Source organism: Nonomuraea muscovyensis (genome assembly GCF_014207745.1).
Taxonomy (GTDB): Bacteria; Actinomycetota; Actinomycetes; order Streptosporangiales; family Streptosporangiaceae; genus Nonomuraea; species Nonomuraea muscovyensis.
On the sequence record NZ_JACHJB010000001.1, the window covers coordinates 2,472,907 to 2,488,111 of the forward strand.

Consider the following 15,205-nt stretch of genomic DNA (forward strand, 5'->3'; position numbering starts at 1 on the left):
CCATGACCGACGACCGGGCACCCCGCGCCACCCCCGAGGCACCGACCCCCGCGAGCCTCACCCGGCTCGTGGCCGGGCGGCTGCCCGGCCTGCTGGGCTTCCGGGTCGTCGCCGCCGACGAGCACGCGGTGACGGCCGAGCTCGACGTACGCCCCGAGCTGCTGGCCCCCAACGGCTACCTGCACGCCGCCACGGTGGTCGCGCTGGCCGACACCGCCTGCGGCATCGGCTGCCGGCTGCGGCTGCCGAGGGGCGCACGCGGATTCACCACGGTGCAACTGACCACCTCCTACACCGGCACCGCTCGGGAGGGGACGGTCCGCGCGGTCGCCACCCTCGCGCACGGCGGACGGCGCACCCAGGTGTGGGACGCCGTGGTGAGCGACGGTGCCGGCCGCCCGATCGCACTGTTCCGCTGCACCCAGATGATCCTTTGGCCCGACCCGGACGGAGTGGAAGCATGACGACCGACCTCTTCGACAAGCACCGCACGACCCTGGAACGCGCGATCGAGGCGTGCCGGACCCGCGAGAGCTGGAGCGCGTACGGGGAACCGTCCACCGCCTCGCCCGCCGCCTTCGAGGCGCAGCTGGGCAGGCCGTTCGAGGACGACGGCCCCGGCGTACAGGCCGTCCAGGACGACGAGATCTCCCCCTACACCGGCGAACCACTCGGAATCTCCTACCTCAGGGCGGACGTCGACCGCCTGGTCGCGGCCGCGACCCAGGCGTGGCCGCGATGGCGGGAGGCCGACCCCCGGGTGCGGGCGGGAGTATGCCTGGAGATGTGCGAGCGCATCCACGCCCACGCCGCCGAACTGGCCCACGCCACGGTGCACACGACCGGACAGAGTCTTGGCATGAGCCTGACGGGCAGCGGCACCAACGCGCTCGACCGGGGCGTCGAGGCCATCGCGCAGGCGTTCGCGGCGATGTCCCGCGTGCCCGGCAGCGCCCGCTGGGCCCGCGCCTTCGGCCCGTCGACGGTCGAGCTGACCAAACGCTACCGCCTGGTGCCCAGGGGCGTCGCGGTCGTCGTCGCCTGCGCCAGCTTCCCCGCCTGGAACGTCTACCCCGCGCTCTTCGCGAGCCTGGTCACCGGCAACCCGGTCATCGTCAAGCCGCACCCCAGCTCGGTCCTGCAGATGGCATTGGCCGTACGCGCCTGCCGCCGCGTCCTGACCGCGTCGGGCTTCGACCCCGGCCTGATCGGGCTGGCCGTCGACACGACCGCCGAGCCCGTCACCAAGCTGCTGGTGCGGCACCCCGCCGTCCGGATCGTGGACTTCACCGGCTCGGCCGCCTTCGGCTCGTGGGTCGAGGCCAACGCCTTCCCCGCCGTGGCGTACACGGAGACCTCCGGGGTGAACTCGGTCCTCATGCACTCCGCCGGCGAGCTGCAACCGGTGCTGCGCGCTCTGGCCGGCTCGCTGTGCCTGTTCTCCGCACAGATGTGCACGAGCCCCCAGAACATCTACGTGCCGCGCGGCGGCCTGCCCACCGGCGATGGCCTGGTGAGCGTGGAGGAGTTCGCCGAAGGGCTGGCCGACGCCGTACGGGCCGTGTCCACGGTGCCGCGGCGCGCCGCCGCGGTGCTGGGCGCGATCCAGTCGCCGGCCACACTCACCCTCCTCGACGAGGTGGGCAAGCAGGCCGCCGCCCGCGGCCGCGTCCTGCTCGACGCACAGCCGTACGAGCACCCCCGACACCCCGAGGCCCGCACCAGCGGGCCGCTCCTGGCCCGGGTCGGCATCGACGACCACGACCTGTTCGCCGCGGAACGCTTCGGCCCGGTCGCCTTCGTGATCGACTGCGACGACGCCGACCAGGCGCTGGCCCGGGCCACCCAGGACGCGCGCGAGCACGGCGCGATCACCGCCTTCGCCTACGCCACCGACGACGCCTACCTGGACCGGGCCGAGAACGCCTACGCCCTGGCCGGCGCCGCCCTGACCAGCAACCTCACCGGCCCGATGCCGCTGAACTTCTCCGCCGCCTACAGCGACTACCACGTCACCGGACTCAACCCGGCCGGGAACGCCTCGCTCACCGACGACTCCTTCGTCGCCGGACGCTTCCGCGTCACCCAGTCCCGGCGAGCGGCAGCCGCCTCTCGGGAATGACCTCGGGCAACACGAAGTGCACCTCGCTACGGCTGATCGCCTGCCCGCACGACCGGCACCGCAGGTACGGACGGAACGGCTGGCCGCACGCGCGGTGAGTGACCCGAAGGTCGGTCCGCGGCGGGCCGGTGAACCACCGCTGGCCCCAGTCCACGACGAAGGCGAAGATCCCGTAGAAGTCCAGGCCCTTCTCCGTCAGCCGGTACCTCGGCCGCGTCTCGGGGCCGTCCACGGCGAGCACGCCCAACTCGGTGAAGAGACGCAGCCGGTTGGACAGCACCGAGGGCGCCACGCCGAGCTCCGACTGGAAGTCGGCGAAGCGCCGTATGCCGAGGAAGGCGGCCGCGAGGATCACCGTGCTCCAGCGGTCGCCCAGCAGCTCGAAGGTCTCGGGGAAATACGACAGCGGGTCGTGCTCGCCGTCGCTCCGGACGGTCCTGCGATGATGGCGCGGCACCGTCACCTGGGCGAACGTGGCCGCGTCCCGCACGGTCTCGGTGTCGCGGGCGGTCACCGGTGCCCGAGCGCAGCCCGCGCAGCCCAGCTCCACATCAGTGCGGTTGCCGCAGACGTCGTGCGTCAACTCCGGAAGCCCGCGACGGCGGGGCGCCCACCGGCGCTCCCACGACCAGATCTCCACCAGCAGCGGCCACAGCTCGATCGCCCGCTCGGTGAGAAGGTACTCGGTCCGGGTGCGGCCCTGCTCTCGATACGGGGCCGGCCGAAGCAGGTCACCCGCGACCAGTTCCTTGATCCGGTTGGCCAGCACCGACTCGGACACGCCGAGCTGGTCACGCCAATCGGCGAAGCGCCGGACGTGCAGGAGGAAGGCCCGCTGCAGGATCAACAGCGTCCACTGATCGCCGATCGCCAGCAGCGCCTGCCCGATCGCGCTGGGCCGCTCCGTCACCGTCACTCGCCGTTCCCCGCTCCTCGCCGATCCCTCGCTTCGGCTACAAAAGCTATCCGAGCATCTCGGCACCGCGCACGCTGCGATCACCGCTCCCGCGGGGACGCGTAGCCGCCGCTGTGGCGTCGCAGGGAGAGAGCATGTTCACGATGGAGTCCACGCGGGTGTCCAGCGGCCGGCCAGCGCCTGCTCGACCTGCTTGGAAAGCATGTCGAAACGCGCCATCTCCCTCGATCCGAACTGTCGCCCGGCGGCTTCGGCGCGCAGGACCTCCAGCTGATGGGCGATTGCCGGGCGCTGGTCGGAGGTAGCGCACCAGGCGAGGTCACGTAGCAGGAAGAACATCTGGGCCAGGACGGCGGAATCGTGTGCGCCATAGTGGAGGGGCTGCGCCAGCGTCATCGTCAGCAAGTCGGCCAAGTTCGGCTGATACAGCATGACCCGTACGCGGCCCCGCTCGTCGCGAAGTGGCCGCGGCCCGAGCTGGCGGCCTGCCAGGTCGCACAGGAGAACCGACACATGGCCCAGGGCGTGGACGGCCGTGGTCGGATCGTTGATCCCCGGTGACAGCGCCTTGACGGCCACGTCGATGAGCTGCCGGAGCCCGTACGTCACATCATGGGCGGCGGTCCGTTCGGGGCCGGTGCGTATCGCCCTGGCGACCTGCCGGGTGAGCCGGAGTTCGATGTCGGCGTCGAACGATGTCGCGGCGCGCGGCCAGCCGGCTCCCATCGGGGTTCCCGCGACCAGCAGGCTGCCCGGACAACAGTCGATGAGCAGGACGACATCGGCCTCCACCGCCGCGGACAGCAGTGAGCTCTCATCCATCCTCAGCACGAAGCCGGAGGCACCGGCGGGCAGGGGCACCGCCTCAGGAGGCGGCGACACGGGTCTGACATCCACGGACTCGAACCGCCGTGGCGGAAGGACGCGGCGGATGGTTTCGTTCGCCTCGCCGTGCACTCTGAGCAACGTCGTTTCCGCCCGCAGCTCCCGGGCCAGGTGCGCGAGAAAGAGCACGAGGGCGAGAACGCTGACCAGCGCCAGGACGAATCCCGTGGTCACCGCTATTTGCGGCACGAAGACCTCTCTGGACTCGCCGGCGGATCGGATCGTGCGCAACACGGTCAGGGCATAGATGAAGGTGGCGAGGAACAGCGCCAGGGTGGCCTGGACGAACCGGTCTCGGGCGAAGGTGCGCAGCAGACGCGGGGAGAACTGGCTGCTCGCGAGCTGCAGCGTCACCAACGTCATGGAGAACGTCAGTGACGTCACCGTGATCAGAGAGCCGGCGATGGCACCCAGCACTGTCCGGGCCGCGCTCGCGCCCCCGCCGAACAGGTAGCCCGTCATCCACGGGGGAAGGTCGCGTCCGATCCGTGCGTCCAGCTGGGGCAGTCCCACTCCAAGACCCAGGGCAAGACCCACGCCGACAGAGGGCAGCAGCCAAAGCTGGGTGCGCAGCGTGTCCCGCAGGACAATCAGCCTGCCCCCAAGATCCGATGGTCCCATCGGCGATCCCGTTCCTTCGACGATCGTCCGGAGACTCCGCTTGATCACCTGGTCACCCGTTCACGACGCATGACCATCGGGGGCGGTTGAACGGCGGCGATGTCACGGCCGGCGAGACACGGTGCATGGCGACAGCGACGGACGCTGCTGGGCGATGGCGGTTCGGCGTCTCACCCGGCGGTTGGGCGGGAATCATCCCCGTGCGCGACGACGTCGGCCATGGCACTGCCCGAGCCCAGCTTCCCGTGGGTGATGACGCTGAAGGTGCCGTTGGCCTCCAGCACGACGGCGGCGATGTCCTCCAAGGCGTGGCCAGCGTGGAACCCAGCGAGACCGTGATGACGAGGTCGAAGGCGTTCATCTTGGCCAAGGTGCGCTTACCGGAAAGCCGCAGCATCGCGATCAGCACCGCATAGGCGACGAGAGCGGCGGTGATGACACGGACGATTTCACTCCAGGACTCGAAAAACACCTCGATCCCCGTTTCTTACCTGACGCCCCGGAACGCCGTGAATAGTGGCGCAGGTCCTTGTGACGACATCGCCGCCGCGCGGAAACGGCGGCGGCGATGTCGAGAATCGCGAATGGCCTCAGGACGTGGGTCCGGACTCGCCGATGTCGCCCTCGGTCTCGATCCGCTCCTTGCGGATCTCCTCGGAGACGACCTCCTCGTCGGCGATCTGTTCCGTGGTCATCCGCACCCGCTCCTTGGGAACGGTCGTCTTGGAGACCGTGGGCCGTTCCGCGTGCAGGACGACCTCGTGTTCGGCCTCGGTGATCTCCGGCCCGGACAGCGCCGCGTCGCGATTGGCGTCCGTGATCGGCTCGCGTTCGACGCGTACCTCTTCGCGTGTGACGGGAACGCTGACCTGCTGCTCCTCCGTGACGACGAACTTGCGCAGCCGGGCCCGCCCGCTCTCGTATGTTTCGGTGTCCACGTGCAGTTGCTCTTCGGAGCGGGTCATCGCGTCGTCCGTGAGGCCACCGATGCGCTCGCGTTCGCGCTCCCCGGCGGTGTGCGCCCAGCCGCCCTGGGCGGGCTCGTTAGCCTGCTGCCAGGCCTGGCCCCAGTCGATGCCGTAGTGGCGGTAGAGATCCCGTTCCTGGTCCGGAGACAGGTGCCCGCCCGCGTCGACGTCCACGCTGGGCGCGTCCTTGATGCGCTCCTTGTCGTACGGCACCTCGACGTGGTCCTGGACGAATTCGGCGTCCTGCATCGGGACGAACGTCTCCCTGGTGCCGAAAAGGCCGGTTCGGACGCACAGCCATTCCGGACGGTCTGTCGTGTCGTCGAGGAATACGTGCTTCACTTCCCCGACTCTCTGTCCCGTGGTGTCGAAGACCGGGTGGTCGAGCACCATGGGGATCTGCTCTCGGGTGATCATGCCTTCTCCTCTCGTTGGTCCGGTTCCCCTAACCGGGGGTGAGGGAAGAGAAACAATTCCAGCCACACCGCAAGGGAGATCTATGCCAAAACTCATGTAATGCGCTTAAATCTGTGGTCGATGAGTCAAGCCGCTTACTCTCACCTCGTTGACGGCGTCCCATACCGGAATTCTCCACATTTGCCACCCGGCTCTGGGCGAGCCGGCGCAGCCGCCAGCAGTACCAGGCCTACGCCATGGGCATCGCCTTCGCGCTGTGGATCGGGGCCGGTTCGATCACCATGCTCGTGCACCCCGAGGGCGAGCGCGGCTCCAAGGTCCACGGAGTCTTCGCCCACTGAACGGGACACAGCCCGGCCGCCTGGTGACCTAAGTCCCTGTCGCCCACGGGCCGAACGGCGAAGAGTGGAAGGTGGAGGTGGTCATGATGATGTACGGGTATGGCCCGGGAGTGGGCTGGATGATCGTGATGACCATCGTGTGGATCCTGCTCATCGGCGCGGTCGTCTGGGCGGCCCTCAGGGTCGCGCAGACCTCGGGGCGCGGGGACCGCGGCCGGGAGACCGCGGAGGAGATCCTGGCCCGCCGGTTCGCCAAGGGTGAGATCGACGCGGCGGCCTACGACGAGGCGCGGGAACGCCTCGGGCGGGGCCAGTCACGATGACACCGTTGCGGGCGTCCTCGCTCGCCTCCCGGTAGGGCACCCGCGGGCAGGCTGTCGCGGCGTGGTCTTCACCGGACGGGTGGTCGACCCTGGCCTCGGGAGCTGGCAACAGCGCAGGTCAGCCCACCAGTGATCGTCGAAGGGGCCCGCTATCGTGGAAGGACGCAGACCGCACGAGCGGTTGGGGGAAGACATGAGTCGACGCTCGCTGAAGACGGGGGTGGCGGCCGGGGTGCTCCTCGCCGCCGTGGCGACGGCGGGGGCCGCCGCCGCGGATATGAGCAGCCGCTCGCCGACACCCGCGCCGAGTCCTACGGAAACACCGTCGGGGACGTGGAACTGTCCGGGCATGGGAGAGATGCGCCCGATCACCGGCGAGTCCGACTACCTGAGTCAGATGGTGCCGCACCACGAGGAAGCGGTGACCGCTGCCCGGCAGTTGGAGCGTTCGGACCGGCCGGAGATGCAGCGGCTCGGGCGGAGCATCGTGGAGACGCAGAGCGCCGAGATCGAGAAGATGAAGGGCTGGCTGGCCCAGTGGTACCCGTCCAGCCCCACGCCGACGCCGGCCAGCACGATGATGCGGGATCTGTCGGGGCTGTCCGGCGAGGAACTGGACAAGGCGTTCCTGCAGGACATGCTCCCGCACCACATGGTGGCGATCATGATGTCGCAGCAGTTGCTCATGAGTGGCCAGGCGCAGCACTCCGAGGTCGCGGACTTCGCCCGCTCGGTCCGCGACGGCCAGCACGACGAGGCCATGCAGATGCGCCAGTGGCTGGTCCAGTGGTACGGCCCGGGAAGCATGCCCTGCGTGCCGAACATGCGGGGTATGCCAGGCATGCCAGGTATGCCCTCGCCCACGGGTTCCGAGCCGTCTCCAACGGGCAGCTGAACGGTTCCCCCGGCCGCGCCGATCGACGTGAGCGCGCGGACCGCCTGCCCAGCCACCTCGCAGCCATCCGGCAACCGCACGGTCCTGCCGCCACCGGCCCGTCAGGACCTCTGGCCGCCGAGGGCGGCGGTGATGTCGGCCTCGATGTGCGTGACGGCCGTCATGGCGCCGTAGGCCAGCAGGTAGACGGTGCAGTGGTCGCTGAAGCGGCGGTCGGTGGCGCGCCACGTCGCGACCTGCTCGTCGGTGATGGCATGCGGTGCCAGAGCGGCCATGACGGCCACGCTCGCCCCGGCGCGCTCCTCCGGAGAGAGCACGGACAGCGGCGTGTCCAGCCAGTCGCCCGCAGGCCGGCGACGGCCGCGGTGCGCGGCGACGACGTCGGCCACAACCGTCGCGGCATCGGGGGTGAGCAGGCCCGCTCCCTGCGCGGCGGTGGCGGCAAGAGTGGCGTAGGCCCGTCCGATCGGCAGGTCCGCCGCCCACGCGGGCGGCTCTCCTGTGGGCAGGTCCTCCAGCAGCGCGAGGGTGTCGCCCGGCCGGAGATCCCGGCCGAGTTCGCGCAGAACGGGGGCGCCCTCGAACGGGGGCTCGTCGTCCGGGTCCATGCTGCCCGGTGTCAGTCCGGCCGGGAGCATGACGGCCGCCACGCGGTCGACGAAGTGGGTGAACAGGACCGTGCCGATGTGCTCGGCGGCCACCTGGGGCGAGAACGGCGCCTCCACCGGATCGACACCTTCGACGCCGGTGGACGCCGCCCACTTCAGGAGGCCGGCGAACCTCGGGTCAGCCGGTGATCCGCCTCGTGCGATCACGTCCGCGAGCTGGGGCTCTCCCATGAGCCGCAGCACGGACAGGAACGCCTGTACGTCGTACTCCAGCTGATTGGCCTGGGCCGCTCCCAGGGCGACCAGGGTCTTGTCCAGCGCGGGGGCCTGGCCCGCGAGCTGGGCTTCGCGCATCAGCGACCAGCCGGCCGCCATGAGCTCCGGCGCGGGTGACATCATCATCACCGCCGGCCCGATACTGCTGAACTCCGCGTTGACCTGCGCATACACCTCGGCGAGCAGGCCGCGGGCGCGCTGCGGGGAGACAGGGGTGACGTGACGGATGAGCAGCGACATTGATCATGTCCTTTGAGATCGCCTGATGCGGAGCTCCGATCATCGCCTCCGGGCCTGGACACGTCGTCGTACCGGTGAAGTCAAAAACCACTACTCCCATGGCGGCAGCGGTCGAGCGACTACGACGGCAGGCGTACATGGATGAAGGGGACCGTCACCCGCCGGGCGCCATCGTGCGGGTTCCAGGCCGCAGGCACCTGGAACCCGCACGGGTGTTCCTACGCCGTCGTCCTCGCCGACACGGGCTCGGCCGAGGCCGCCAGGCGTCCTGACCGGTCCAGGGCGGCGACGGCGGCAGCACAACCCAGGCCGATCGCCGTCAGCGCCAGCCAGGGCAGGAAGGGCAGTCCGGCGTGCGTGCCCAGATCCAGCGCCCATCCGGTGAGCACGTTGCCCGCGGCGACCCCGATGCCGGCCAGGGTGCTGTAGAGGCCGTAGTAGGTGCCCACCATGTGCCGGCCGCCGAAGGTGGCGATGGTCGCCATCTCGAACGGATAGACGATCATGGTGGCGATGCTGAGCAGCGCCGCTGTCGACAGGACCGGCACCAGCGCCGGCGCGCCGGCCGTGCCGCCGCCTCCATGACCGACCGCGCCCGCCCAGGGTGCGGCGATGGCCAGCGGGGCGAAGGAGAGTCCCATCATCACCAGGCCCCGGGCGATGGCCTGCGACGGCCGCCACCGATCTTTCGCCCAGGCCGTCACGCGCGCCTGCCCGGCGATGGTCAGCGCCGCGGAGATCGCGAAGATGAGGGTGATGCCGAGCTCTCCGTCGCTGACCCGGCCAACCTCCAGCGGCAGGCCCAGGTAGACCTGGAAGTTCAGCACGTAGGAGCCGATCATGGCGAGGGAGAACAGCAGGAACGGCCGGTTGCCGAGCATCTCGCGCCACCCGGCCAGCACGCCGCGCCTCTCAACGGCCTGCGGCTCTTCTTCCTGAGCGTCCCGGTCTGCCTCGCGTGGCGAAGCCTCGGCGGGCAGGGCTCGTAGCTGCGCGACGGTCAGGGCCGCGAACATCAGGCCCGCGCTCAGGCAGACGAGCTTGAAGGCCACCGCGTTGAGCGCCAAGCCGATCAGCGGCCCGATCAGGATGCCGAGCTGGTAGAAGGCGTTGAAGGCGGCGAACGCCTCCACCTTGCGGGCACCGGCCTCCCGGGCGAGGTAGGCGCGCACGGCAGGGTTGAACAGCGCGCCGGCGAACCCGACCAGGCCGGAGGCGACCAGCAGGGCGGGCAGCGAGTCGGCCACCGCCAGCAGCAGGAAGGCGAGCGTACGCAGCCCGCAGCCTGCGACGATCATCGACTTGCAGCCGAGCCGGTCGGCCAGGGTGCCGCCGACGAGGAACATGCCCTGCTGGCTGAGATTGCGCATCCCGAGGACGAGTCCGACCATGGCCGCCGGCAGCGCGAGCGTTCCGGACAGGTGCCCGGCCAGGTAGGGCATCAGCATGTAGAAGCCGGTGTTGATGGTGAGCTGGTTGACCAGCAGCAGCTTCACCGGCGTGTCGAAGGAGCGGGCCAGGGCGAGCGTGCTCTTCACCGCCGGCCTCCCACGGACGCGGGCGGGTCGCCGGAGGGTTCGCCGGAGGGGTCGAGCACGGTCGCACAGCGCGTCCAGCGCGTCACCTCCCGCTCGGCGGGGTGGTCGACGACGTCGGGATCGGCCTCCGGCGTGCCGACGAGCTCGTGAGCGGCGCAGTAGTCGTCGTTGTAGACGGTGTCGAAATAGCGATGCGGCCCGTCGGGGAAGACGGCCACGATCCTGGTGTGGCCGGGCAGTTCGCGGGCCAGCCAGGAAGCCGTCAGCGCGACCGCGCCGACGCTCCACCCGCCTGTGGCGTACCGCAGCGCGGCCAGGCGCCGGCAGGCCCAGACGGCCTCGGCCGGCGCGACCCAGTGAACCTCGCTGAAGGCCTCGTAGGCGACGTTGCCCGGGTAGATGCTGCTGCCCAGCCCGCGCATGAGCCGGGAGCGCGCGGGCTGGCCGAAGATGGTCGACCCTATGGTGTCGACGCCGACGAGGCGCAGGTCGGGGTAGAAGCGCCGCAGGCCGCGATAGACGCCGGCGCTGTGGCCGCCGGTGCCGACGGCGCAGACGAGCACGTCGATCCGGCCGAGCTGACCCGCCAGTTCGATGGCCAGCCCCTCGTAGGCGGCGACGTTGTCGGGGTTGTGGTACTGGTCCGGGCAGTACGCGTCCGGATGCTCGGCCAGCAGCTCCTGGACGCGCCGGCGGCGGGCCTGCTGCCAGCCGCCCGTCGGGTGCGGCTCGGTGACCGTGACGACGCGCGCCCCGTAGGCGGCGAGCAGTCGGCGCATCAGAGGTTCCATGCCCGGGTCGCTCACCAGCGTGACGGGATGGCCGTGCACGATGCCGGCCAGGGCCAGGCCCAGGCCGAAGGTTCCGCTGGTGGACTCGATGATGGGCGCGCCCGGCCGGAGTCGCCCGCGCTCGCGGGCTCGCTCGACGATGTAGAGCGCGGATCGGTCCTTGATCCCTCCAGGATTGCCGCCTTCGAGTTTGGCCCAGAAACCGGGCCCCGTTCCGGTGGCGATCTCCGGGATCCACAGCACCGGCGTGTTGCCGACCACGTGCTGGGGGGCGTGGCAGGTGTTCGGCGTGATCAGTTGACTGAGCGACGACGGCGTGGTCGGCGCTGGGTTGAGTGTGTAGGTCATGGTCCGTTCCCCGTGGCTGCGATGTGCTTGGCTCGCGTGCGGGACGCCGGGGCCGCGGCTCGCGCGGGGCGCTGAGCCGCTGGCGGGTGTGCCCGTGGGGCGGCCTATATACGGGAGACGGAGTTGAGGATCAGCAGGGCGGCCCCGGCCGGCGAGCAGGCCGGTCGCTCGCCATGGCGCCGCCGTATCGGTGACGGCGTCGAGGCGAGGGCGTGCGTGCCGATCACCACGTGACCGATCGCGAGCCCGGTCGGCAGCAACGGGCGCGCGTCGGTGATCGGCGTCCCGGCCACCGCCCCACACCGGCTGTGGTCGTGCCCGCTGGGCGGACTGTGGCACGGTGTGGGATCGTGCCCGGCGGTCACGACCATCGAAGTGTGAGCCCCGGGGTCGGTGATGCCGACGGCAGGCTGCTGGGCACCGGTCCCGTGCTGGTGCGCGGAATGGGTGGAGGTGAGCACGGCGAAGGTCAGATGCAGCAGCACGGCGATGCCGAGCACGGCCGTGCACAGCGCGAAGGCGTCGCCTCCGCGCCGGACGGTTTGCCGCATCAGTACGACCACAACTCTAATCACTGTCCGTGATGACTTGACCTCAAACAGTGGCTGACAGGCAAGGGGTCAGCCTCATCCGGTTCCTCGGGCCTGCCGGATCAGGTCGCGGCGCCCGGCGATGATCTGCGGGGCGTCCGGCCCGGACCCGTAGCCGTCGGCGAGGGAGCGGCGGGTGAGGGCGCCACACGGCGACACCAGGGCCGCAGCCGTGGTGGCTGCGGCCCTGGTGTCTGTGGATCTCGCCCGCTGGGCGAGGTCGCGTGGCTCAGTGGTGGTAGGCGTGGACGACCGCGTGCCCCTTGCCCTTGCCGATGATCCACTTGTTGACCGGCGTGGTCACCAGGAAGGCGACGAGCAGGGCGAACGCCAGCGCGCCCCAGAACAGCCCCGACGTCAGACCGGCGTCCATGGCGCCGGGGACGGCCAGCATCACGCCGTTGTCCACGATCTCCATCACGATGATCGACACGGTGTCGGCCGCCAGCGCCAGCTTGACGGCGGCACCCCAGCTCACCCCGGCCCTGCGCAGCGGGAGGAGCGTGAGCAGGTAACCGAAGAAGAACGCGAGCACGACGGCCAGGGCGATGGACGGAGCGGTGGCCCAGCCGAGCGCGGTGGCGATCACCAGGCCGAGGACCTCGCCGATGGCGCACCCGGTGAGGCAGTGCAGCGTCGCCGACGCCGCCATCCGCCAGGACACCTTCGCCTGACCCGCGTCGTGCCCGTGGTGCTGGTGCCCGTGGTGCTGCGCCGCGTGTCCGGCGTGGTCGTGTCCGGCATGGTCGTGGTGCTGCTGCTGCTCGGTCATGACGACTCCAGAACATGTCGCGAATGTCGGTTACTCGCCTGAACGTATACCCCCCATGGGTATATTGCAAGCCCCTGCCGGGTACGGACCCTGTATGGCAGACGTGGAGCTCAAGGGACGCAGCACGGCGGTGCTGGACGTGAGCGGGGTGCACTGGGCGTCCGAGCAGAACGTGGTGGCCGCGGTGCTGGGCCGCCGTCCAGGTGTGATCGAGGTGGAGGTCAACCCGGTCGCCCAGGCGGCGACCGTGGTGTTCGACCCCCGCGTGACCTCGGTGGCCGAACTGCGCCGGTGGGTGGTGGAGTGCGGTTACCACTGCGCGGGGCAGTCGGTGCCCGCCCACGTCTGCGATCCGATGGCCGAGCCGGACCCGCCCGGCAAGGACGCCGCACGCCGTCATGGGGCGACGGCGGTCCATGACGAGCACCCACCCGTCCACGTGGCGCATCCTCCGGCCCCACGCGAGGAGCAGGTGCCGTCACCGGACGAGGCGATGGGCCACGGCGGTCACGACGGCATGTCGATGGAAGCCATGGTCGCCGACATGCGCAACCGGTTCCTGGTCGCGGCCCTGCTGTCGGTCCCGATCATGATCTGGTCGCCCATGGGCCGCGAGATGCTGGGTCTGCACGTGCCGGTGCCGTTCGGGCTGCGGGAGGACGTGTGGGCGATGCTGCTCAGCCTCCCCGTGATCTTCTACTCGTCCTGGATCTTCTTCGACGGCGCCGTACGGGCGCTGCGGGCGCGCACGCTGGACATGATGGTGCTGGTCGCGGTGGCGATCGGCGCCGGCTGGCTGTATTCGGTGTTCATCACGCTGACCGGCGGCGGTGAGGTGTTCTACGAGGCGGCCACGGTGCTGGCGGCCTTCGTGTTGCTCGGCCACTGGCTGGAGATGCGCGCCAGGGGCGGCGCCAACGACGCGATCCGTGCGCTGCTCGACCTGGCGCCGCCCAGAGCCGTCGTGATACGCGACGGCGAGCCGGTGGAGATCCCTACCGCCGAGGTCGCCGTCGGCGACGTGCTGCTGGTCCGCCCCGGCTCGAAGATCGCGGTGGACGGCAAGGTCGTCGACGGCGAGAGCGAGGTGGACGAGTCGATGGTCACCGGCGAGAGCCTGCCGGTGCACAAGTCCCCAGGCTCCGCGGTCATCGGCGCGACCATCAACAAGAACGGCACCCTGCGCGTGACGGCCACCAGGATCGGCTCCGACACCGCGCTCGCCCAGATCGTCAAGCTGGTCCAACAGGCGCAGAACTCCAAGGCGCCCGGCCAGCGGCTGGCCGACCGGGCGGCCTTCTGGCTGGTGCTGGTCGCACTCATCGGCGGCGCGCTGACCTTCACGGTCTGGCTGCTGTCCGGCGCACCCGTCGGCACGGCCATGCTCTTCGCCATCACGGTCGTGGTGATCACCTGTCCGGACGCACTCGGTCTGGCCACCCCCACCGCCATCATGGTCGGTACCGGCCTCGGCGCCAAGCGTGGCGTGCTGTTCAAGAACGCGCTGGCCCTGGAGACCTCCGCCCGGATCCAAGCCGTGGTCATGGACAAGACCGGCACCCTGACCAAGGGCGAGCCGGAGGTCACCGACGTCATCGTCGACGGAGTCCCCGAAGACGAGCTGCTGCGCCTGGTCGCCGCGGTCGAGCGCGAGTCCGAACACCCGCTGGCCGAAGCCATCGTGCGCCACGCCGACCCGCTGGGCGCGCCGGCGCGGGCGGTCAAGTTCGAGAACGTGCCCGGCCACGGCGCCATCGCCGAGGTTGACGGCCGGCGCGTGGCCGTCGGCAACCGCCGCCTCATGGAGGCGGAGGGCATCGAACTCGGCGCGCTGGCCGCCCGCCGGGAGGAACTCGCCGCAGGCGGCCGCACCGCCGTGATCGCCGCCGTGGACGGCCGGGCCGCGGGACTCATCGGCATCGCCGACGCGCCGAGGGAGACCTCCGCGGCGGCGGTCCAGGCGCTGCACCAAGCCGGCATCGAGGTCATCATGCTGACCGGCGACAACGAGGCCACCGCCCGGCGCATCGCCGAACGCATCGGCATCGACGCGGTCATCGCCGACGTCCTGCCCGGCGACAAGGCCGCCGAGATCGCGCAACTGCAGCGCGGCGGGCGCAAGGTGGTGATGGTCGGCGACGGCGTCAACGACGCGCCCGCGCTGGCGCAGGCCGACCTCGGCATCGCCATCGGCGCGGGCACCGACGTCGCGATCGAGACCGCCGACGTGGTGCTGATGCGCTCCGACCCGCTGGACGTCCCCACGGCGCTGGCCATCGGCCGGGGGACGCTACGCAAGATGCGCCAGAACCTCGGCTGGGCCGTCGGCTACAACGCCATCGCGCTGCCCATCGCGGCCGGCGTCTTCGAGCCCGCCTTCGGCCTGGTGCTCCGGCCGGAGATCGCCGCCCTGTCGATGTCGGGCTCCAGCTTCATCGTCGCGGTCAACGCCCTCATGCTCAAACGGCTCCGTCTGCCCCGCCCCGAGCCCTCCTCCCGGACGGGCTGACCGCAACCCCTCGGCGCCGAGTCCTGCCCGGGACCGTGCGTCCCG

At 70.6% G+C, this 15,205-nt stretch carries 14 protein-coding genes; 5 read left to right on the top strand and 9 right to left on the bottom strand.

The genetic code is table 11. The features are described from left to right. Window positions 1-2: 2 nt before the first annotated feature. Both FHU36_RS11655 and paaN read left to right on the top strand, forming a co-directional pair. Window positions 3-464, top strand: a complete 462-nt coding sequence (locus tag FHU36_RS11655) for a PaaI family thioesterase (RefSeq protein WP_185083730.1) — start codon at window positions 3-5, stop codon at window positions 462-464. After that, window positions 461-2,122 carry a phenylacetic acid degradation protein PaaN gene (paaN, locus tag FHU36_RS11660; protein WP_185083731.1) on the top strand — a complete coding sequence of 554 codons (1,662 nt, stop codon included), beginning with the start codon at window positions 461-463 and terminating at the stop codon, window positions 2,120-2,122. Before FHU36_RS11655 ends, paaN begins: the two co-directional genes overlap by 4 nt. Here paaN and FHU36_RS11665 read toward each other — a convergent pair. The 4 genes from FHU36_RS11665 to FHU36_RS11680 form a co-directional block, all read right to left on the bottom strand. Beyond that, on the bottom strand, window positions 2,082-3,038 hold the full coding sequence (locus FHU36_RS11665; RefSeq protein ID WP_185083732.1) for a winged helix-turn-helix transcriptional regulator: 957 nt from the start codon (window positions 3,036-3,038) through the stop codon (window positions 2,082-2,084). The two genes, paaN and FHU36_RS11665, sit on opposite strands and share 41 nt — an antisense overlap. A gap of 138 nt (window positions 3,039-3,176) precedes the next feature. Then, the gene (locus tag FHU36_RS11670; RefSeq protein WP_221495843.1) at window positions 3,177-4,592 is read right to left on the bottom strand and encodes a DUF2254 domain-containing protein; all 1,416 of its coding nucleotides are present in this window, start codon (window positions 4,590-4,592) and stop codon (window positions 3,177-3,179) included. A 122-nt stretch (window positions 4,593-4,714) separates the two neighbouring features. Continuing rightward, entirely contained in the window at window positions 4,715-4,849 is a 135-nt protein-coding gene (locus FHU36_RS45550) for a hypothetical protein (protein WP_281394169.1), read from the bottom strand. Between the two features lie 285 nt (window positions 4,850-5,134). Beyond that, complete coding sequence (locus FHU36_RS11680) at window positions 5,135-5,929, bottom strand: DUF2382 domain-containing protein (protein ID WP_185083733.1); 795 nt, start codon at window positions 5,927-5,929, stop codon at window positions 5,135-5,137. A 412-nt stretch (window positions 5,930-6,341) separates the two neighbouring features. Here FHU36_RS11680 and FHU36_RS11685 point away from each other — a divergent pair, with 412 nt between their 5' ends. After that, window positions 6,342-6,593: an SHOCT domain-containing protein gene (locus FHU36_RS11685; protein WP_221495844.1), complete on the top strand. Its 252-nt coding sequence runs from the start codon at window positions 6,342-6,344 to the stop codon at window positions 6,591-6,593. Between the two features lie 193 nt (window positions 6,594-6,786). Then, entirely contained in the window at window positions 6,787-7,488 is a 702-nt protein-coding gene (locus tag FHU36_RS11690) for a DUF305 domain-containing protein (RefSeq protein WP_185083734.1), read from the top strand. 101 nt (window positions 7,489-7,589) lie between these two features. On the opposite strand, the gene FHU36_RS11695 is transcribed toward FHU36_RS11690, so the two are convergent. The 5 genes from FHU36_RS11695 to FHU36_RS11715 all read right to left on the bottom strand — a co-directional run bounded on the left by FHU36_RS11695 (window position 7,590) and on the right by FHU36_RS11715 (window position 12,651). Next, a complete protein-coding gene (locus tag FHU36_RS11695) occupies window positions 7,590-8,612 on the bottom strand; it encodes a hypothetical protein (RefSeq protein WP_185083735.1) in 1,023 nt (340 codons plus the stop codon). Between the two features lie 218 nt (window positions 8,613-8,830). Next, on the bottom strand, window positions 8,831-10,150 hold the full coding sequence (locus tag FHU36_RS11700; RefSeq protein WP_185083736.1) for an MFS transporter: 1,320 nt from the start codon (window positions 10,148-10,150) through the stop codon (window positions 8,831-8,833). Next, a complete protein-coding gene (locus FHU36_RS11705) occupies window positions 10,147-11,289 on the bottom strand; it encodes a PLP-dependent cysteine synthase family protein (RefSeq protein ID WP_185083737.1) in 1,143 nt (380 codons plus the stop codon). Before FHU36_RS11705 ends, FHU36_RS11700 begins: the two co-directional genes overlap by 4 nt. A 104-nt stretch (window positions 11,290-11,393) precedes the next feature. After that, complete coding sequence (locus FHU36_RS11710) at window positions 11,394-11,840, bottom strand: hypothetical protein (RefSeq protein ID WP_185083738.1); 447 nt, start codon at window positions 11,838-11,840, stop codon at window positions 11,394-11,396. Window positions 11,841-12,108: 268 nt separating this feature from the next. Beyond that, window positions 12,109-12,651: a DUF4396 domain-containing protein gene (locus FHU36_RS11715; protein ID WP_185083739.1), complete on the bottom strand. Its 543-nt coding sequence runs from the start codon at window positions 12,649-12,651 to the stop codon at window positions 12,109-12,111. Window positions 12,652-12,745: 94 nt separating this feature from the next. Here FHU36_RS11715 and FHU36_RS11720 point away from each other — a divergent pair, with 94 nt between their 5' ends. Next, entirely contained in the window at window positions 12,746-15,160 is a 2,415-nt protein-coding gene (locus FHU36_RS11720; protein ID WP_185083740.1) for a heavy metal translocating P-type ATPase, read from the top strand. Window positions 15,161-15,205 lie beyond the last annotated feature (45 nt).

Excerpts from the sequence above, each read along its gene's own strand:
- FHU36_RS11655 (WP_185083730.1), top strand. The coding sequence starts at position 3 with ATGACCGACGACCGGGCACCCCGCGCCACCCCCGAGGCACCGACCCCC.
- paaN (WP_185083731.1), top strand. The coding sequence starts at position 461 with ATGACGACCGACCTCTTCGACAAGCACCGCACGACCCTGGAACGCGCG.
- FHU36_RS11680 (WP_185083733.1), bottom strand. The coding sequence starts at position 5,929 with ATGATCACCCGAGAGCAGATCCCCATGGTGCTCGACCACCCGGTCTTC.
- FHU36_RS11690 (WP_185083734.1), top strand. The coding sequence starts at position 6,787 with ATGAGTCGACGCTCGCTGAAGACGGGGGTGGCGGCCGGGGTGCTCCTC.
- FHU36_RS11695 (WP_185083735.1), bottom strand. The coding sequence starts at position 8,612 with ATGTCGCTGCTCATCCGTCACGTCACCCCTGTCTCCCCGCAGCGCGCC.
- FHU36_RS11705 (WP_185083737.1), bottom strand. The coding sequence starts at position 11,289 with ATGACCTACACACTCAACCCAGCGCCGACCACGCCGTCGTCGCTCAGT.
- FHU36_RS11710 (WP_185083738.1), bottom strand. The coding sequence starts at position 11,840 with ATGCGGCAAACCGTCCGGCGCGGAGGCGACGCCTTCGCGCTGTGCACG.
- FHU36_RS11715 (WP_185083739.1), bottom strand. The coding sequence starts at position 12,651 with ATGACCGAGCAGCAGCAGCACCACGACCATGCCGGACACGACCACGCC.
- FHU36_RS11720 (WP_185083740.1), top strand. The coding sequence starts at position 12,746 with ATGGCAGACGTGGAGCTCAAGGGACGCAGCACGGCGGTGCTGGACGTG.